The organism is Curtobacterium sp. NPDC086286 (assembly GCF_044746255.1).
Taxonomy (GTDB): Bacteria; Actinomycetota; Actinomycetes; order Actinomycetales; family Microbacteriaceae; genus Curtobacterium.
The window spans coordinates 373,792-392,010 of record NZ_JBIVBW010000004.1 but is presented as its reverse complement, the minus strand read 5'-3'; the positions used below and the strand labels follow the sequence as shown (position 1 = coordinate 392,010).

The 18,219-nt window shown below is 71.9% G+C and carries 19 protein-coding genes; 10 read left to right on the top strand and 9 right to left on the bottom strand.

Going from position 1 to position 18,219, the window contains the following annotated elements; translation table 11 throughout:
• Positions 1 to 161: 161 nt before the first annotated feature.
• Both ACIPKM_RS10135 and ACIPKM_RS10130 read right to left on the bottom strand, forming a co-directional pair.
• Positions 162 to 614, bottom strand: a complete 453-nt coding sequence (locus ACIPKM_RS10135; RefSeq protein WP_402736679.1) for a SufE family protein — start codon at positions 612 to 614, stop codon at positions 162 to 164.
• A complete protein-coding gene (locus ACIPKM_RS10130) occupies positions 611 to 1,516 on the bottom strand; it encodes a sulfurtransferase (protein ID WP_071295260.1) in 906 nt (301 codons plus the stop codon). Before ACIPKM_RS10130 ends, ACIPKM_RS10135 begins: the two co-directional genes overlap by 4 nt.
• Before the next feature lie 113 nt (positions 1,517 to 1,629).
• On the opposite strand from ACIPKM_RS10130, the gene zapE reads away from it, so the two are divergent.
• From zapE to ACIPKM_RS10115, 3 genes are all read left to right on the top strand, one after another.
• Complete coding sequence (gene zapE, locus ACIPKM_RS10125) at positions 1,630 to 2,673, top strand: cell division protein ZapE (protein WP_071295261.1); 1,044 nt, start codon at positions 1,630 to 1,632, stop codon at positions 2,671 to 2,673.
• 272 nt (positions 2,674 to 2,945) lie between these two features.
• On the top strand, positions 2,946 to 4,220 hold the full coding sequence (locus ACIPKM_RS10120; RefSeq protein WP_070418818.1) for an ammonium transporter: 1,275 nt from the start codon (positions 2,946 to 2,948) through the stop codon (positions 4,218 to 4,220).
• Positions 4,221 to 4,595: 375 nt separating this feature from the next.
• Positions 4,596 to 5,252 (top strand): tyrosine-protein phosphatase, encoded by a 657-nt coding sequence (locus ACIPKM_RS10115; protein WP_071302921.1) that lies wholly within the window; start codon positions 4,596 to 4,598, stop codon positions 5,250 to 5,252.
• Positions 5,253 to 5,379: 127 nt separating this feature from the next.
• Here the strand turns inward: ACIPKM_RS10115 and ACIPKM_RS10110 are convergent, their stop codons facing one another.
• The gene (locus tag ACIPKM_RS10110) at positions 5,380 to 6,351 is read right to left on the bottom strand and encodes an aldo/keto reductase (protein ID WP_071295380.1); all 972 of its coding nucleotides are present in this window, start codon (positions 6,349 to 6,351) and stop codon (positions 5,380 to 5,382) included.
• Positions 6,352 to 6,471: 120 nt separating this feature from the next.
• Here ACIPKM_RS10110 and ACIPKM_RS10105 point away from each other — a divergent pair, with 120 nt between their 5' ends.
• Entirely contained in the window at positions 6,472 to 7,440 is a 969-nt protein-coding gene (locus ACIPKM_RS10105; RefSeq protein ID WP_083413986.1) for a beta-ketoacyl-ACP synthase 3, read from the top strand.
• Between the two features lie 300 nt (positions 7,441 to 7,740).
• Here ACIPKM_RS10105 and ACIPKM_RS10100 read toward each other — a convergent pair whose 3' ends face one another.
• On the bottom strand, positions 7,741 to 8,643 hold the full coding sequence (locus tag ACIPKM_RS10100) for a hypothetical protein (protein ID WP_261647380.1): 903 nt from the start codon (positions 8,641 to 8,643) through the stop codon (positions 7,741 to 7,743).
• Positions 8,644 to 8,682: 39 nt separating this feature from the next.
• On the opposite strand from ACIPKM_RS10100, the gene ACIPKM_RS10095 reads away from it, so the two are divergent.
• The gene (locus ACIPKM_RS10095) at positions 8,683 to 9,324 is read left to right on the top strand and encodes a hypothetical protein (protein WP_071302923.1); all 642 of its coding nucleotides are present in this window, start codon (positions 8,683 to 8,685) and stop codon (positions 9,322 to 9,324) included.
• On the opposite strand, the gene ACIPKM_RS10090 is transcribed toward ACIPKM_RS10095, so the two are convergent.
• From ACIPKM_RS10090 to ACIPKM_RS10070, 5 genes are all read right to left on the bottom strand, one after another.
• Positions 9,311 to 10,234, bottom strand: coding sequence for a hypothetical protein (locus ACIPKM_RS10090; protein WP_402736678.1), 924 nt, complete (start codon positions 10,232 to 10,234; stop codon positions 9,311 to 9,313). The genes ACIPKM_RS10095 and ACIPKM_RS10090 overlap by 14 nt on opposite strands.
• A 272-nt stretch (positions 10,235 to 10,506) precedes the next feature.
• A complete protein-coding gene (gene fliW, locus ACIPKM_RS10085) occupies positions 10,507 to 10,881 on the bottom strand; it encodes a flagellar assembly protein FliW (RefSeq protein ID WP_402736677.1) in 375 nt (124 codons plus the stop codon).
• Complete coding sequence (gene flgL / locus ACIPKM_RS10080; RefSeq protein WP_402736676.1) at positions 10,878 to 11,759, bottom strand: flagellar hook-associated protein FlgL; 882 nt, start codon at positions 11,757 to 11,759, stop codon at positions 10,878 to 10,880. Before flgL ends, fliW begins: the two co-directional genes overlap by 4 nt.
• Positions 11,760 to 11,761: 2 nt before the next feature.
• A complete protein-coding gene (gene flgK / locus ACIPKM_RS10075; RefSeq protein WP_402736675.1) occupies positions 11,762 to 13,183 on the bottom strand; it encodes a flagellar hook-associated protein FlgK in 1,422 nt (473 codons plus the stop codon).
• A gap of 4 nt (positions 13,184 to 13,187) precedes the next feature.
• Positions 13,188 to 13,673 carry a flagellar protein FlgN gene (locus ACIPKM_RS10070; protein WP_070419569.1) on the bottom strand — a complete coding sequence of 162 codons (486 nt, stop codon included), beginning with the start codon at positions 13,671 to 13,673 and terminating at the stop codon, positions 13,188 to 13,190.
• A 396-nt stretch (positions 13,674 to 14,069) separates the two neighbouring features.
• Between ACIPKM_RS10070 and ACIPKM_RS10065 the strand changes: the two genes are divergently transcribed.
• The 5 genes from ACIPKM_RS10065 (at position 14,070) to ACIPKM_RS10045 (ending at position 18,140) form a co-directional block, all read left to right on the top strand.
• The gene (locus ACIPKM_RS10065) at positions 14,070 to 14,921 is read left to right on the top strand and encodes a sigma-70 family RNA polymerase sigma factor (protein WP_229086786.1); all 852 of its coding nucleotides are present in this window, start codon (positions 14,070 to 14,072) and stop codon (positions 14,919 to 14,921) included.
• A gap of 129 nt (positions 14,922 to 15,050) precedes the next feature.
• Positions 15,051 to 15,890, top strand: a complete 840-nt coding sequence (locus tag ACIPKM_RS10060; RefSeq protein WP_070418828.1) for a flagellin — start codon at positions 15,051 to 15,053, stop codon at positions 15,888 to 15,890.
• Positions 15,891 to 15,980: 90 nt separating this feature from the next.
• Complete coding sequence (gene fliD, locus ACIPKM_RS10055) at positions 15,981 to 17,378, top strand: flagellar filament capping protein FliD (protein WP_402736674.1); 1,398 nt, start codon at positions 15,981 to 15,983, stop codon at positions 17,376 to 17,378.
• 11 nt (positions 17,379 to 17,389) lie between these two features.
• Entirely contained in the window at positions 17,390 to 17,866 is a 477-nt protein-coding gene (gene fliS / locus ACIPKM_RS10050) for a flagellar export chaperone FliS (RefSeq protein WP_083295338.1), read from the top strand.
• Complete coding sequence (locus ACIPKM_RS10045) at positions 17,856 to 18,140, top strand: hypothetical protein (protein WP_071295371.1); 285 nt, start codon at positions 17,856 to 17,858, stop codon at positions 18,138 to 18,140. The genes fliS and ACIPKM_RS10045 overlap by 11 nt, the downstream gene beginning before the upstream one ends.
• Positions 18,141 to 18,219: the final 79 nt, after the last annotated feature.

The window sequence follows — 18,219 nt, the reverse complement described above, 5'->3', positions numbered from 1 at the left end:
CGCGCACGCCCCGCCCTAGCGCGCCCCCCCGGGGGTCCACACGCCACCCGACACCCCCTACAAGCACCGCGGGCGCCCCCCCCGGGGTTCCCCCCCCCCCCCCCCGGCCGGGCGGCGGGGGGCCCGGGGCCCCCGCGCCTCCCGTCAGCGTGTGGTGACGTCTACGCGACCGCGGCCTGCGCCTGCACCTGCCGCTGCACCCGACCCAGCATCCCGACCATGCCGCGGATCCGCAGCGGGCTGACCGCCTCGCTCAGCCCGATCGTCAGCGGGTAGTCCGCCGGCACGGCGAGCACCTGCTCGGCGGTCAGGCCGGACAGCCCCCGCGCGAGGATCGACGCGAAGCCCCGCGTGGTCGGTGCCTCGCGCGGCGCCGTGGCGTGCATCCGGACGATGCCGGGCGCGTCGCCGTCCGCACCCACGGTGACCGTGATGAAGACGGGGGACTGGCACTCCTCGACGCGCTCGAGCTCGTCCTCGTGCCCCTGCAGGCGCTCTGGAAGCGCCGGGAGCTCGTTCGAGAACTCGAGGAGCAGCTGCAGGCGGTCCTGCTGGGAGAGTTCGAGGAAGTCGTCGCGGATCTCGGCGAGGGACTGGGGGAGTGCGTCGGTCATCGGTCGGTGATCGTACCCGGTTCGGTGCCGACGGCGATCGGGACGCGGACCGCGCTGCCCCACTCGGTCCACGAGCCGTCGTAGTTGCGGACGTTCTCGTACCCGAGCAGGTGCTGCAGGACGAACCACGTGTGGCTCGACCGCTCGCCGATGCGGCAGTAGGCGATGACCTCGTCCGCGTCGCCGATGCCGGCGCCGTCGCGGTAGATCGCGTCGAGCTCCTCGCGGGTCTTGAAGGTGCCGTCCGGTGCCGCGGCGGTGGCCCACGGGATGTTCACGGCGGTGGGGACGTGGCCGGCGCGGAGGGCGCCCTCCTCCGGGTAGTCCGGCGCGGTGGTGCGGTCGCCGGCGTACTCCGGGGCGCTGCGGACGTCGATCAGCGGCTTGCCGAGGTGGGCGAGCACGTCGTCCTTGTAGGCGCGGATCTCGGTGTCGATCCGGTCGACGACGGGGTACTCGACCGGCGTGACCACGGTCTGGTCGGTGGTGAGCGCGCGGTCCTCGGCGATCCACTTCGCCCGGCCGCCGTCGAGGAGACGGACGTCCTCGTGCCCGAACAGCGAGAAGACCCAGAGGGCGTAGGCGGCCCACCAGTTGTTCTTGTCGCCGTAGATCACCACGGTGGTCTCGCGGCCGATGCCCTTGCTGCCGAGCAGTTCGGCGAAGGCCTCGCCGTCGATGTAGTCGCGGAGCACCGGGTCGTTGAGGTCGGTGTGCCAGTCGATCTTCACGGCACCGGGGACGTGGCCCGTCTCGTAGAGCAGGACGTCCTCGTCGGACTCGACGACGACCAGGTCCGGGGTGCCGGCGTCCAGGTGTTCCTGCAGCCACTCGGTGGAGACGAGCCGCTCCGGGTGGGCGTAGGCGGTGAACTTCTCGGACGTGTCGACCGGTGCGGTCATGGTGGGCTACCTCCAGGTGGTCATCCGGCACCGGACTAGGATCGGTCGTCGGTGCCTGTGGGCAACGGTACGCGGGCGTGCCGTGCTCCTGACGCAACGTGACACCCCACGACATGCTTCCCGAAGGACTGCCCCGATTGTCAGCGAACACCGCGCCTGAACACCTCGTCGACCGCGACCCGCAGGTGACCCCGCAGCAGATGGCTGCGTCGCTGGTCCCGCCGCCCCAGTTCGCGGACGCGTCGTTCGCCTCCTACCGACCCGACGCGGAGTACCCCTCGCAGGCGGCGGTCCGCGACGCGGTCGAGGCCTTCGTCGCCGCCGGTCCCGCCGACCAGCCTCGCCGTGGGCTGTTCGGTCGCCGGAAGCCCGTGGCGGAGTCGACCGTGAAGTCCGGCGTCTACCTCGACGGCGGGTTCGGCGTCGGGAAGACCCACCTGCTCGCCGCCGCCTACCACGCCGCGACCGGTCGGAAGACGTTCGGCACCTTCATCGAGTACACGGCGCTCGTCGGGGCCCTCGGGTTCCAGGGCACCGTCGACCTGCTGCGCGGGACGGCGCTGGTGTGCATCGACGAGTTCGAGCTCGACGACCCCGGTGACACGATGGTGATGACGCGCCTCATCAAGGAGCTCACCGAGACGGGCACCCGGTTCGCCGCCACCTCGAACACGCCGCCGGGTGCCCTCGGCGAGGGGCGCTTCGCTGCGCAGGACTTCCTGCGCGAGATCCAGGCGATGTCCGACCGGTTCGACACCATGCGCATCGACGGGCTCGACTTCCGCCGGCGTGCGGTCGACGAGTCGGCAGGCGTGGTGGCCGACGTCGCCGCGGGACTCCCCGGCGGACGCGTCACGCTCGACGACTTCCGGGCGGTGGTCGGGCACCTCGCGTCCGTGCACCCGTCGAAGTACGTCGCGATGGTCGAGGACCTCGACGCCGTCGGCCTCACCGACGTGCAGCCCTTCACCGACCAGACCGATGCGCTCCGGTGGGTCGCGCTGGTGGACCGGCTGTACGACGCGCAGGTCCGGATCGTGGCGTCGGGCACCCCGCTCGACCAGGTGTACCCCGAGTCGATGCTCGACGGTGGGTACCGCAAGAAGTACCTGCGTGCGGCGAGCCGCGTCGTGGCGCTGACCCGCGCCGTGGACTGAGCCGCCTGCCGGTCGCGAGGAGCCGGTGCCCTGCCGCGCCGCGCCTCCAGGCTCCGTTCCGCGACGGCTGTCGGACACCGTCCGGACGGACCGGGAGAACTCGTGGCCCCCGTCCAGGGGACTGCCCGACGGACGAAACACGACGTTTACACACCGGGCCGTCGCGTTACATCCGCGAAACACTTCGTGCTCCCTCGTGAAACCTCGCCTCGCCAGACTCGGTGACACCCGACGCGGACCAAGAGCCGCTGGTGCAATCGAGAGGTGAACAGATGCTTGATCAGGGCAACACGACGTTCGTGTTGGTCATGGCGGCGCTGGTGTTGTTCATGACACCCGGCCTGGCCTTCTTCTACGGCGGTCTGGTGAAGGCCAAGTCCGTCATCAGCATGATGATGATGTCCTTCGGGGCGATCGCGCTCGTGAGCGTCCTCTGGGTCGTCTACGGCTACGCCATCGCCTTCGCGAACCACGGTGACGGCACGGCGGTGTCCGGTGTCGTCGGCTTCTTCAGCATCGACTGGAACCAGATCGGCCTCGGGCAGGCGTTCGAGGAGGCCAAGGCCTCGACGATCAACGCCGCGTACCCCTCGATGGCGTTCGTCGGCTTCCAGGCGACCTTCGCGATCATCACGGTCGCCCTGATCTCCGGTGCGATCGCCGACCGTGCCAAGTTCGGCGCGTGGATGGTCTTCGCCGGCGTCTGGGTCACGGTCGTCTACTTCCCGGTCGCCTCGTGGGTCTTCAACCTCACGTCCGGCTGGGCAGCGACCTGGGGCGTCATCGACTTCGCCGGTGGCACCGCGGTCCACATCAACGCCGGTGCCGCGGGTCTCGCGCTGGCGATCGTCCTCGGCAAGCGCGTCGGCTTCGCCAAGGGTGCGCACAAGCCGCACAACCCGCCCTTCGTGCTCCTCGGTGCCGCGATCCTGTGGTTCGGCTGGTTCGGCTTCAACGCCGGCTCCGAGGGCGCCGCGGACGGCATCGCCGCGATCGCCTGGGTCAACACCCTCGCCGCCCCGGCCGCCGCGATCCTCGGTTGGCTGCTCGTCGAGAAGCTCAAGGACGGCAAGGCCACCTCGATCGGTGCCGCGTCGGGCGCCGTCACCGGCCTCGTCGCCATCACCCCGGCGTGCGCCGCGCTCACCCCGGGCTGGGGCATCCTGCTCGGCTTCCTCGCGGGCATCATCTGCTGCTTCGCGATCGACTGGAAGTACCGTCTCGGCTTCGACGACTCGCTCGACGTCGTCGGCGTCCACCTGGTCGGCGGCATCGTCGGCACGCTGTACCTCGGCTTCTTCGCCAACGACACCGGCCTGATCTACTCGGGCTCGTTCACGCAGCTCGGCAAGCAGGCCGCCGCTGCCGGCGTGGTCGGTCTCTACTCGTTCATCCTCGCCTTCGTCATCGGCTGGATCATCGAGAAGACGATGGGCTTCCGTGTGAAGACCGAGGACGAGGTCGCCGGCATCGACACCGCGGTCCACGGCGAAGAGGGCTACGTCCTCTACGAGGAGCGCGACGAGACCCCGGTCTCCGTCCGGTAGTTCGCTGCCACACCGTCACGACGGGCCCCGCGCACACAGCAGCGCGGGGCCCGTCGTCGTGTGCGGGGCGCGGGGCGTGACGGCGGCGCGGGCGCGGGCGCGCGGGGGCGCGCGGCACGGCGGGGCGGCGCGAGCGCGCGGGGGCGCGGGGGCGCGGCGGGGCGGCGCGGGCGCGCGTGGCGCGGCGCGCGCCGGTGGTGCGGCGCGGGTTCGCACAAGGGAAGTCACCCCGAGCCGCGCGATCGCGTGGTTCGGGGTGACTTTAGTTGTGCGGCGCGGCGGCGGGCGCGCGGCCGGCCGCCCGGGCCCGCGGCGCGGCGGCGAGCGCGCGGCCGGCGGGCGCGCCCGACGCCGCGCGTCCGGCAGAGTGGAGCCATGACGACGACGTCGAACACGCTCACGAACCTCCGCGAGGTCGGGGGACCCGGCCTCCAGCACGGCCGCCGACGCACGGTGTACCGGGCGAACACCGACCCGGTCGCTCCCGCCGCGTACCCGGCGGGCCTCGCCGCCGTGGTCGACCTGCGCCGCGTGGACGAGACGGACGCGGTGCCGCACCCGCTCGCCGCCACGCCCGCCTACCGCTCCGTGCCGCTCTTCGACCCGGCCTCGGCGATCGAGTCCGCCGCCGAGGCCGTCCACCTCGAGGACCAGTACACCGACTGGCTCGACCGGCACCGCTCCGGTATCGCCGCGGCGCTGCGGACGATCGCCACCGCGGACGGCGACGTGCTCGTGTGCTGCGCCGCGGGCAAGGACCGGACCGGCATCGTGAGCGCGCTGCTCGCCCGGCACTGGGGCGCCGACCTCGACGCCGTCGGTGCCGACTACGCGGCCAGCGCCGCCGGGCTCGTCGAGCGGTTCGCCGCCGAGCGCGCCGCCAGCACGGACCCCGTGGCGACGGCGATCGGCCACCGCTGCGTGCCGGAGATCATGACGACGGTCATCGAGCGCGTCGAGCGGCGGTGGGGCTCGGTGGACGGGTACCTCCGCAGCATCGGGCTGCGGGACGAGGAGATAGCCGCGCTCTGACCGGTGGCTGCGCGCGCGACGCGGGTCCGGCTCTGGACGTGCGGACGGACGGGAGGCGCGGTGCGGGTCGGACCCGCACCGCGCCTCCCGTCATGGGTCGCGTCAGCGACCTGGTGGCGTCAGCGCGTCACCAGGCGTAGTCCTCCGGCGAGGTCTTGTGCCCCGGGAAGATCTCGTCGAGCCGGTCGAGCGCACGCTGGTCGAGGCGGATGTCGACGGCGCGGACCGCGGACTCCCACTGCTCCATGGTGCGCGGGCCGGTGATCGGTGCCGTGACGCCGGGCTGGTGCAGGAGCCACGCCAGGGCGAGCTCGCCCGGGGTGTGCCCGAGCTCCTTCGCGAAGGACTCGTAGGCGGTGAGCTGGTCGCGGTGGCCCTCGACGTACTCGGCACTGCGGCCCGAGAGGCGACGTGAGCCGTTCTCGGTCTTCTCGATGACGCCACCGAGGAGGCCGCCCTGCAGCGGCGACCACGGGATCACGCCGAGGCCGTACTCGCGGGCGGCCGGGAGGACCTCGCGCTCGATGTCGCGCACGACGAGGTTGTAGATCGACTGCTCGCTGACGAGGCCGAGGGTGTTCCGGCGCGCGGCGGCCTCCTGGGCCTGGGCGATGTGCCACCCGGCGAAGTTCGACGAGCCGACGTAGAGCACCTTGCCCTGCTGCACGGCGACGTCGATCGCCTGCCAGATCTCGTCCCACGGGGTCGCGCGGTCGACGTGGTGGAACTGGTAGAGGTCGATGTGGTCCGTCTGGAGGCGCTGCAGGCTCGCGTCGAGGGCCTGGCGGATGTTGTACGCGCTGAGCTTCCCGCCGTTCGGCCAGTCGATCATGTCGCCGTAGACCTTCGTCGCGAGGACGGTCTTCTCGCGCCGCCCGCCCCCCTTGGCGAACCAGCGGCCGATGATCTCCTCGGTGGCGCCCTTGCCCACCGAGCCGCCGTAGCCGTTGGCGGTGTCGAAGAAGTTGACGCCGAGCTCGTGGGCCCGGTCCATGATGGCGTGCGAGTCGTCCTCGCTGGTCTCCGGGCCGAAGTTCATGGTCCCGAGCACGGCTCGTGAGACCGACAACCCTGTGCGGCCGAGGTGTGTGTAGTCCATGGTCCAGGTCTACGCGGTCCCGGTCTCCGCAGGCAGGCCCTGTGGGTACCCGCCTCGGAGGGTGCGCTCCATGCCGCGCCGGGCATGAGCGGGTCGGGCAGGGGAGTAGCGTGCGGTCTCGTGAACACCCCAGCACTCCGTGGCAGCCGGATCCTCGGGTTCGGCCACCACCAGCCAGCACGCGTCCTCACCAACGACGAGCTCTCGACCATGGTCGACACGAACGACGAGTGGATCCGCACGAGGACCGGGATCGAGACCCGGCACATCGCCGGACCATCGGACACCGTGACTTCCATGGCGATCGAGGCAGCGCGGAACGCCCTCGCCGACGCCGGCGTCGCGCCCTCCGACGTGGGACTGGTCATCGTCGCGTCCACCACCCACCGCGACCGGGCGCCCTACACCGCCGGTCGGGTCGCCGCGGCGCTCGGCCTGTCGCCCGCCGCCGCACCCATCGACATCAACACCGCCTGCAGCGGCTTCGAGTACGGCGTCGCGCTGGCCGACCAGGCGATCCGGGTCGGGTCGACGGACATCGCGGTCGTCGTCGGCTCGGAGGTGCTGTCCGGCATCGTCGACTGGACCGACCGATCCACGTGCGTGCTCGTCGGGGACGGAGCTGGCGCCGCCGTGCTCGGTGTGTCCGACGAGGCCCAGATCGGCCCGGTGTCGTGGGGGAGCGTGCCGCACCTCGAGGAGGCCGTGCTCGTCTCCGGCGACCCCGAGCGCTTCAGCCAGGAGGGTCGCTCCATCTACCGTTGGGCCATCACCGAGGCCGCCGACCACGCCCGGGCAGCCGTTGCCGCTGCGGGGCTCACGATGGACGACATCGGGGTGTTCGCGTTCCACCAGGCGAACCTGCGGATCATCGAGCCGCTCGTGCACGCCCTCGGCGGGGAGTCGAAGTTCGTGGTGCGGGACGTCGTCGAGTCGGGGAACACGTCGGCGGCGAGCGTGCCGCTCGGGCTGTCGAAGGCGTGGGCCCGAGGGGACCTCCCCGAGGGGGTGCCGGCGCTGCTCTTCGGGTTCGGCGGTGGGTTCGCGCACGCTGGGCAGGTGGTGACGACGCCGGTGCGGGGGCGCTGAGGCGGGCTTGCGCTGTGACGGACGGGAGGCGCGGTGCCGGCTGGCACCGCGCCTCCCGTCCGTCTGTGGGTTGCGTCCGGCCGATCGGCGGTTGCGCCCGGCCGATCGGCGGTTGCGTCCGATCGCTGGTTCACGTCCGGCCGGTGGCTTGCGTCCCGTCGCTGGTTCGCGTCTGGTCGGCGGTTTGCGTCCGGCTGGTGGTTCGCGTCTGGTCGGCGGTTTGCGTCCGGCTGGTGGTTCGCGTCTGGTCGGTGGTTTGCGTCCGGTCGGTGGTTCGCGCCCGGGCGGTGGGTGTGACCGTCAGTCGCCGGTGCGGTCCGGGGTGTCGGCCCAGAGGTCCTCGCGGCCCTTCCGACGACCGATCGCCCGCCGTTCCTTCGGCGCCTTGGCCTGCTTGGGTTCCTTGGCCGGCTTCGGTTCCTTGCCCGACGTCGGTTCCAGCACGATCGGGAACTGCGCCGGGGGCAGCCCGAACCCCGTCCGCGAGGCCTGGATCACCTTCCGCCCGAGCGCGTGGTTCCCGAGGCCACCGACCGCCGCACCGATCCCGAACGGGAGGGCCCGACCGACGATCGTCGTGCCCTGCCGCGCGGCGAAGCGCTTGATGAACTGGTCACGCACCTGTCCGCCGATGCCGTTCACGACCTGCTTCGGGAGGGACGACGTCACCATCTCGCCCCAGAACGCGGTGCGGACCTGTCCACCGGCGATCTGGCCCGCGAGCTGGTTGATGAGCTGGGTGCCCGGCGAACCGAGGATCATCGCCATCACGAGCATGCGTGCGCGCTCGGGGTCGTCGAGCGCGATACCGTGCACCTCGGTCACGGACTGCGCGAACAGGGCCGTGGTCTCGAGGAAGCCGACGGTCTCGGCGCCGCTCAACCCGAGGGCCGCCGCCATGCCGACGCCCGGGATCACCGCGCTCGCGCCGACGGCTGCACCGCCCGTGGTCACCGCCGCGAGGTACTGCCGCTCGAGGATCTGGATGATCTCGGCCGGGGTCGAGTCGGGGTGCCGACGGCGGAGTGCCCGCACGTGGGCCACCACGACGGGGCGTTGCACGCTCAGCACCCGGTCGAGCATCTTGACCCAGCCGGCCGGCTGGGTCTGCTCGGGGGTGCGCGCGTTCGGGTCGGTGGGGGTGGAGGCCACAGGCGCTGCCGGCAAGGGCACGATCGCCTGGTCCTTCTGCTCTCGGGCCATGGGGACGACGGTACGCCGGACGCATGGGAGGCTCGTCGGATGACCCCTGCACACGCACTCGATGCAGCACGGCGCGCTGCCGGATTCCTGACGCCGGACGAGGTCGCGGCACTGGCACCGGACGTGCTGGTCCTGGACCCGGCGTCCGTGCTGGTCGGTCGTTCGGTGGTCATCGAGCCGGGCGTCGTGGTGTACCCGGGTGCCGTCCTCGAGAGCCGGGGGACCGGGGCGGTCGTCGTCCGCGCGGGGGCGCGGTTGGGGCCGGGGCCGGTGACGGTCCTCGCCGACGGGGCGCGCGTCGAGATCGGTCGGGCGGAGCTCGGGCCAGGTCCTGTCACGGTCGTCGCGGTCGGTGCGGCCTCGTCCGGTTCCGGGAGTGCCGACGTGGAGATCGGCGCGGGTGCACGGCTGTCGGGTGGCTGTCTCGTCGAGGGACCGGCGACGATCGGGGCCGGTGCGCAGGTGATCGGGACGGTTGCGGTCCGTGACGTCGTCCTCGGCGCCGGGGCCGACCGCCACGACCCGGACCCGGACCGGCGCGGTGCCGTCGTCAAGGGCACGGGGCGGGTCCACGGCGTCCGACTCGGAGCGGGCGACGTGGTCGTCGGCCGTGCCGCGGTCTCCGATGTCGAGCGCCAACGGGCCCACCACCCGGACGCTCCGCGGTTCACCGGCACGTGATCCCCGCCCGTCGGAGCTTCGCCCGGACCCGCTCGGGATCCATCAGGTCCGCCCAGGTCAGCCGGACGACGGCGCGGACCTCGGGGAAGGACCGCACGAAGTCCTCGCGCTGCTTCTCCTGCCAGTGGGCGTCGGCGGTGGTGGAGCCGCCCAGCATCGCCGGGTCCTCGTACTTCCCCCGGCCGTCCACCTCGACCACGACGCCGGCCTCGGGGAACCAGAAGTCGACGATCGCCGTGCGTTCCCCGGGCCGTCGGAACGTGTGCTGCTGTACGGGCTGCGGGACGCCGAGCTGCCGGGACCGGACCCGGCACACCGACTCCGCCGGCGACCCCGACAGGCCCGACCCCATCGCGATCGCGACCGCCGCCTTCGTCCGCCCCTTGCGCAGCGAACCCGCCGCGCGCTCGAGCTCCGTCGAGGTGGCGAGGCCGCGGCCGAGCACGTGGTCGATGACGGGGAGCGAGTGGATCAGCGGTCGTGACGCTGCCAGGTCCACCGCCGTCCGTGCCGCATCGGTCGCGGCGATCTCGTCCGCGCGGGTGTGACCCAACGGCGGTCGGTGTTCGGAACCGTGTCTGACGAACCACGCCGTGACGCGGGTGTTCGGTGAGGTCGGATCGCACACGTGCACCTTCGGTGGCCACGGCCCCACGAACGGCAGTCCGAGCACGGCGCACGCGGACTCGTGCGAGACCAGGTCGCTCGGGCGTGCGCGGTGGATCGAGGCCCGCACGAGCACGTGGTGCCGATGCTCGGGCAGGAGATCGTCCAGCGCACCCTGCTGCACGAGCACTCCGGGCCGGATCCGGACCAGCTGCCCACGGAGGACGGCTCGTTCGAGGTGCCGCCGTTCCGCGCTCGGGAGCCCGGTCGTGCGGATGATCTCGATGTCGTCTGCTCTGCTCACCGCCCCAGGGTCGCGCCCGCGTCGGTCCCCGGGCGTCCGTGCCGCCGGATCCGTGGACACCTCCGGTCATCGACCCGCTTGTGGAGGACCGAGGGTGATTCGTGCGTGTACATCGACCGACAAGACACCCGTCGATCGTCAGGCGTGATGTCGCTCCATGCACGTGCATCTCATGCGTGTGCAGGTTCCGACGAAGCACGCGTCGATCGACTCGCGCGATGTCGAAACACGCGCGGAACCCGGGGCGCGGGCGCCGCCGCGGCCGCCAGCGCTCAGCGCGCGGCGAGCTCCGCGCGCAGCGGCAGGTCCTGCTCCTCGAGGATGAGCTGCGCCCCCACCGACGTCCGGGCGTTCACGACGATCGGCGCGAGCAGGTTCACCGTGGTCCCGCCGTCGGCGCTGCCCGGGTTCGCGACGACGAGCAGCATCGCGTCCTCTGGTGCGGTCAGCCCGAGCCCGGCCGCCTGCTCGTCCGTGAGCTCCGGCGCGTACGACGGCAGGTGCACCGCGGCGTCGAGCACGAACAAGCGCGCGTCGTCGCCCACGAGCGTGAAGAGCCCGTCGGCGCCGTCCACGGGCGTCAGCGTGAAGACGGGGGCGGGCGCCAGGCCGAACGGGGGGACGGCGAAGGTCAGGTCGATGCTCATCGGAGGTAGTCCATCAGGGTCGGCTGCAGGACCTTCGCGGTGACGGCGAGGGCTGCCTGGTAGTTGGTCTGCTGCACCTGCAGGTCGAGGACGGCCTTCGCGAGGTCCTTGTCCTCGATGCCGGCGCGCCGGTTCTCGAGCGACACGGTCGCGCTCTTCAGGGAGTCCTGCGCGGAGAGGGCCGCGGCGTGCCGGACGCCGACGTCGGCCTGGATGCCGCGGACGGTGCTGATCGCGGCGTCGACGTCGTTGATGCGGGGGTTCACGTTCACGCCGTGCTGCAGGTCGCCGACGATCGAGTCGATCATGGCGAAGACGGACGAGTTCCCCGAGCCGAACACCGCGGTGCCGGCGGTGTCGACCCGCACGGTGGTGCCGTCGCCGATGCGTCGGGTGACGTCGGTGCCGGAGGACGCCCACCCGGTCGCCGGGTCGTACGCGGTGGCGGCGGTGGACGATCCGGCGAACACCGATCGCGTGCCGTAGGTCGTGTTCGCTCGGGACTCGAGCTCGGACTTGAGGGACTGGAACTGCGTGATGAACGCGTCGCGGTCGGTGTCGCTCATGGTGCCGCTGTTCGCCGCCTGCACGGTGAGGTCGCGCACGTTGTTGAGCACGGAGTACACGCTCGACAGGGCGCTGTCGGTCGTGGCGAGCCAGCCGGCCGCGTCGTTCGCGTTGCGCGTGTACTGCGCGGCGGCCGCCTGCTCCTTGCGCACCTGCATCGACGAGGCGGTCCCGACGGGGTCGTCGGACGGCCGCTGGATGTTCTTCAGCGTCGTCGCCTGGTCGGTGAGCTGCGCGAGCTTCGCGGCACCGGCCTGCAGCCTGGCGCTCGCGGCCGTCATCGACATCTGGGTGGTCACACGGGTGATCACGGTCAGCCCCTCCCGACGAGTCCGACGCGGTTGATGATGGTGTCGAGCATCTCGTCGACGGCGGTCAGGACCCGCGCGGCGCCCTGGTACGCGTGCTGGTAGCTCAGCAGGTTGACGTTCTCCTCGTCGAGGTCGACACCGGCACTCGACTGCTGCTGCGTGCGCGCGTTGGTCAGCGCGAGTCCGGTGAGCGTCGATTCCGACGCGGCGGACCTGGAGGCGCTGCCCACCCCCGCCACGAACGTCGCCCAGGAGCGGTCGGCACCGTCGGAGGCCGCACCGAGTCGCGAGAGCGCGTCGGTGAACGAGTCGTCGAGTTCCCCCGCCGCGTTCCGCGTCGCCAGGCCGCTGCCGTCGGTCGGGACGACCGAGAGGCCCTGGGCAGCCGGCACGCCGGCCGCGAGGGAGAAGAACGGGGTCCCGGTGGCACCGGTCGGGGTCGTCCCCGTGGCGTGCACGGCGTTGACCGCGCTGGCGAGCTTCGTCGCGACCTGGTCGTACGACGCGGACGCCTCGGCGAGTGCTCCGCCGGTGCCGTTCGCCGTCGCGGGGGCGAGCAGTGAGAGGTGACCGCCGATCGAGCCGCCGGACAGGGCGACCGCGCCGGCCGTGCCCGAGGTCCAGGTGAGGGTGACCGCGGCACCGTCGGCCATGCGCTGCCCGCCGCCGAGCGCCACGGAGCGGGCATCGGTGCCCTGCACGATGGCGTTGCCGCCGATGAGCACGTCGACGGTGCCGTCGGTGTTCTGTCGGACCGTGCCGCCGGCCAGCGAGGCGATCTGCTGGGTGAGCTGGTCGCGCTGGTCCAGCAGCTCGTTCGCGTTCCCGCCGGACGCCAGCGCGGTGCGGATCCGACCGTTCAGGTCGGCGACCTGCGACGCGGCGTCGTTGAGCTGCTGCACCTGGCCGTCGACGGTACCGCGGACGCTCGTCCACTGTGCGTCGATCGCCTTCGAGCCGCTGGCGAGCGCGCTGGCGACGGTCTTCGCGGCGCCGATGACGGCGCTGGCGGCACCGGGGTCGTCCGGGTGGCTGGAGAGCTCGCTCCACGAGGACCAGAAGGCGTCGAGCTTGCTGGCGAGCCCGTCGTCACCGGGTTCGTTCAGCCCGTTCTCGAGCGCGGCGAGTGCGGTGGCGCGGGCGTCGGCGTAGGCCGAGGAGCCGGAGGCCACCCGCACGCCGGCGTCGAGCGTGAGGGACGCCAGGCGGGCGATGCCGTCGACGGACACGCCCTGGCCCGCGAGCGCTGCGGTCCCGCGCATGAACCCGGTCTGGGCGGCGGGGATCGAGGACTGCGAGACGCGCTGGCGGGTGTACCCGGCGGTGCCGGCGTTGGCGATGTTCTGCCCGGTGACGTCGATGCCGGCGCGGGCCGCGGCGAGGCCGGAGTAGGCGGTGGCGAGGGAGCCGAAGGTGCTGACCACGGTGCTACAGGGTCCCCTCGAAGAGTCGTGCGCCGTCCGTGCCCGTACCCGAGGTACCACTGGCGTCGTAGGTGGCGGCACCGGTGACGGACCCGGCGAGCGTCTCCTCGGTCGCCTGCGCGGCGGCTCGGAGGAAGCGGTCGTTCTCGTCGCGGAGCGCCCCGATCTGCGTGGTGAGCTCCACCATCGCGGTGAGGTGGGCGGCGAGGATCTCGCCCCAGGGGCCGTTCGGCGCAGCGGCGACGACCTCGCGCAGGGGAGCGTCGGCGGCGACGCCCCACTCCTCGGCGACCTCGGCGCTCGACGCAGCGCGCTCGAGACCGGTGCTGCGGAGACGCTCGAGGACCTGCTCGACCTCGCGGCTGGCGTGCGAGACCCAGCGGGAGCGACCGGCCGCGAGGAGCAGCTGTTCCTCCTCGAGCTTGAAGGTGAGCAGCTCGAGCAGTTCGCGTTCGCGCCAGAGCACGGCGGACAGTTCGTTCACGCTCATCAGCTCCTCCCGGTGGGGTGTGTCGGTCATCCTGCGGACACCGGGACCTATCGGGTCGCGGGTGCCGGGCGTAAGCACCGACCGGGTGACCGCGCCTGCCGGACACGACCCGCGCCTCCAGGGAATCACCCACATCGGGGGACAAGAACGCGCGTTCCCAGGCCGGGGTCCCCCCAAATGCCGACCGGGAAAACGCCCCCTCACCCCCGCTTTGGGGACGGTTGTGCACCCACTCAGGGCTTTGCCAGCCGATACATTCGAAGCGCACCGCGGGGGACACCCCGCACCGCGTCGCAGGGACGCACGGTGCACCACCCGGAGGGACCCGGGTGGGTCTTCGGCGTACGCACCGGCCATCCGAGGCCGGCGTCTGCCGCGCCCACGGACGGGTCAGGCATGTCAGGCGACCAGGGGATCAGCATGGACCGGAACGACCGCAACGCGATGATCGTGGAGCACCTCCCGCTCGTGGGCTACATCGTCGCCGACGTGCGGGCGCGTGCCACGCACCTCGACCGTGACGACCTTGCCGCCGTCGGGTCGCTGGCCCTCGTCGCCGCGGCCGAGGCCTTCGACCCCGACCTCGGCGTCCCCTTCGGCGCGTACGCCCGCACCCGCATCACCGGCGCGATCGCCGACGACATGCGCTCCGCCGACTGGGCGTCCCGCGGCACCCGGAAGCGGATCCGCGAGACCCTCGCCACGCAGGAGGCGCTGTCGGCCCGGCTCGGGCGGAGCGTCGGCGTCCAGGAGATCGCGGACGCGATGGGCGTCGACCGCCAGACCGCCGCCGACGCCATGAGTGACGCGGCCCGGACCGTCTCGCCGATCGACGAGACCGTGCACGACACCCTCGCCGCGGACCTGCCGCTGCCGGGCGAGGACCTGCTCGAAGCGGAGAAGCGCCGCTACCTCCGTGCCGCCGTCGAGGCGCTGCCGGAGCGGATGCGCTTCGTGGTCGAGAACGTGTACTTCGGCGACCGGTCGGTGACCGAGGTCGCCGCCGAGCTCGGGATCACCCACTCCGCCGTGTCGCAGCAGCGCTCCGAGGCGATGCGCCTGCTCCGCGACGGACTCGCCGCGCACTACGGGGACGACGGCGTCACCGTGGAGCCGGCCTCGAAGACCACCGCCGCGCGCCGCAGTGCGTACCTGGCACGGGTCGCCGCGAACGCCGCAGCCGGCGTGGCGCGTGCCGTGCAGGACGCCACGACGGTCACGACCGCCCCCGTCGTCGCGGTGAGCTAGCCCTCGGCGGTCTCGTCGCACGACGAATTCCGCCGATTCCCTAACGGCTCCGGCCAACCGGTCGAGAGTCACCCCTGTCAGCCCACGGACGGGCAGACGTACGACCCAGATTTCACGGAGGAAACCACCATGGGTATGTCCATCAACACCAACCTCTCGGCACTCAACACGTACCGGAACCTGAACTCGACGCAGAACGACCTGTCGAAGTCCCTCGAGAAGCTCTCGTCGGGTCTCCGCATCAACCGTGCTGCCGACGACGCGGCCGGTCTGTCGATCTCCGAGGGGCTGAAGTCCCAGGTCGGTGGCCTCACGGTCGCCGCCCGCAACGCACAGGACGGCATCTCCGTCGTGCAGACCGCTGAAGGTGGCCTCACCGAGACCCACTCGATCCTCCAGCGCATGCGTGACCTCGCCGTGCAGGCCGGCAACGACTCGAACAACGCGGACTCCCGCACGGCGATCTCCACCGAGGTCACCGAGCTGTCCAAGGAGCTCACCCGCATCTCCCAGTCGACCAACTTCAACGGCATCAACCTGCTCGACGGCTCCGCCGGCACCGCAGGCGTCCTGAAGTTCCAGGTCGGCGCCAACGGCGACGCGGCGAGCCAGATCGACGTCGACCTGTCGGGCGCGAACGTCTCGACCGTGGCGACCGCCGTCACCGGTCTCGACTTCACGACCGCCACCGGTGCGCAGACCGCGATCACCACGATCGACGCACAGATCAAGAGCGTGTCGACGGCACGTTCGAACATCGGTGCCATCCAGAACCGCTTCGACCACGCCATCAACGTGACGAACGTGGCCAAGGAGAACCTCACCGCTGCCGGTTCGCGCATCACCGACGTCGACATGGCGGAGGAGATGGTCAAGTACACGCGCGACAACATCCTCAGCCAGGCCGGCACCTCGATGCTCGCGCAGGCGAACCAGAGCACGCAGGGTGTGCTCTCGCTCCTGCGCTAGCAGCGCTGACGCCGCCGTCCGGGATCGTTCAGGTACCCCGGGCGGCGGCGTCACCCGCACCCTTTCCCCTCGTAGCGGCAGGAGCCATCGATGTCGTCCGTGTCATCGGCGAGCAGTCTCGCGATCGACGGTCTCGTCAGCGGTCTCAAGACCACCGACCTCATCAACTCACTGATGAGCGTCGAGGGGGTCCCGCAGACGCTCCTCAAGAACAAGCTCACCAGCACCAACTCGTTCATCTCGTCACTGCAGACGATCAACGGGCTCGTGCAGACCCTCGCGACGAAGGCGAAGGACGCGGCGAAGGCGACCTCGCTCGACCTGTTCACGGCCACGAGTTCGTCGCCGGGCGTCACCGCGGTCACCGGGGCGAACGCCAGCGCCGGGTCGCTGAGCTTCACGGTCGGGTCCACCGCGTCGGCCCAGGTCGGCGTCACCGCGGCGATGGCGACGTGGTCCTCCGCAGCCGAGCCGATCACGCTCGTCGGCGCCGACGGCACGAAGACGACCGTCACACCGGCCTCCGGGTCCCTCGACGACACCGTGTCCGCGATCAACAAGTCGGGCGCCGGTGTCACGGCGACGCGGGTCGCCGCCGGGACCGACGCCGACGGCACGAAGCTCTACCGCCTGCAGCTCACCTCGGCGAAGACCGGGGCGGCCGGCGCGTTCGAGGTGTACCGCGGCACGGCCGACGAGGTCACCGCCGGCACCGCGACGAACGTCCTCACCCAGGTTGGTGCCGCGGTCGTCACGCAGGCGAAGGACGCCAGCGTGACCCTGTGGGCCGGTACCGCGGCGGCGCAGACGGTGACGAGCACGACGAACACCTTCACCGACCTCGTCCCCGGGGTCAGCGTCACGGTGACGCAGCCCACCACCGACCCGGTGACGCTGACCATCGCGCAGGACACCACGAAGGCGCAGACCGTCGCGTCCGGCCTCGTCGACGCGATGAACGCCGTGGCCGCGTACTACAGCTCGAACACCGCCGTCGCGAGCACGACCAGCCCGACGACCGGCACCACCACGACGACGGCCGGCGTGCTCTCGGGCGACGGCACCACGCGTGACGTCGTCCAGCGGCTCGCGAGCACGATGTCCGCGCCGGTGGGCGGGAAGTCCCCGTCGTCGATCGGGATCTCGATCACGAAGGACGGCGACTTCACCTTCGACGCCGACGTCTTCCAGAAGGCCCTCGCGACCGATCCGGAGGGCACGCAGGCGATGCTCTCGGGCGTCGCGGCGAACGTCGGCGCCGCTGCCACCGCGGCCTCCGACAAGTACGACGGGTCCATCACCACCGCGATCACCGGACAGCAGGCCGTCGCGAAGGACCTCAACACCCAGATCGACAGCTGGACCGACCGGCTCACCTCGCGTCGCGCAGCGTTGCAGACGATGTACGCGAGCCTCGAGACCAGCCTCAGCAAGCTCCAGTCCCAGTCCAGCTGGCTGGCGAGCCAGCTGGCGTCGACGACGAGCTGACAGGAACACCGATGAACGCCTTCGACCTCCAGTCCGCCGCCTTCCGACAGGCCGCGCAGCCCCGCACCGTCACGGACCAGCGCCGTGCCCAGTACACGAACGAAGCCGTGCTCTCGGCGACGCCGGCGCAGCTCGTCACGATGCTCTACGACCGGCTGCTCCTCGACCTGCACCGCGCCGAGGCCGCACAGACGACCGCCGACTGGGACGCGGCCCGCGAGCAGCTCCTGCACGCGCAGGCCATCGTCGGCGAGCTGTCCTCGACGCTGAAGATCGACGTGTGGGACGGCGGCGAGGGACTGCTGGCGATCTACAACTACGCGTCGACGTCGCTCATCACCGCGAACGTGCACCGGGACGTCCAGGCCACCCGCGACTGCATCCGGATCCTCGAGCCGCTGCGGCAGTCGTGGCACGAGGCCGCCGCGTCGATCCCGGCGGCGACCGCGGTGCAGCACCCGACCGGCGGGGCACTCGGTGTCGCCTGACGCGGAACGCCGTGCCGCGTGGGAGGCCGTGCTCGAGGCGCTCGAAGCCGACCTGACGGCGGGCGGCGACGTGCGGTGGTCCGAGCCGACCGGGCTGGGGCCGGTGCCGCGGGAGCTGGTGGGGCGTGCCTCCCGGCTGCTCGCCGCGCAGCGGGACCGGATCGCTGCGCTCGAGGGGGACCGTCGGGCGACGCTCGACCACCTCGGGGCGCTCCGGGCGGTGGACGCGACGCGGGAGCCGCGCGGTTCGGTGTACCTCGACGCGTCCGCCTGACGCGGGGCCCGGGCGGGCGCGGGCCGCGGCGCGGGCGGCGGCCGCGCGGATGCGTGTGCATCGTGCGACAAAGCACGCG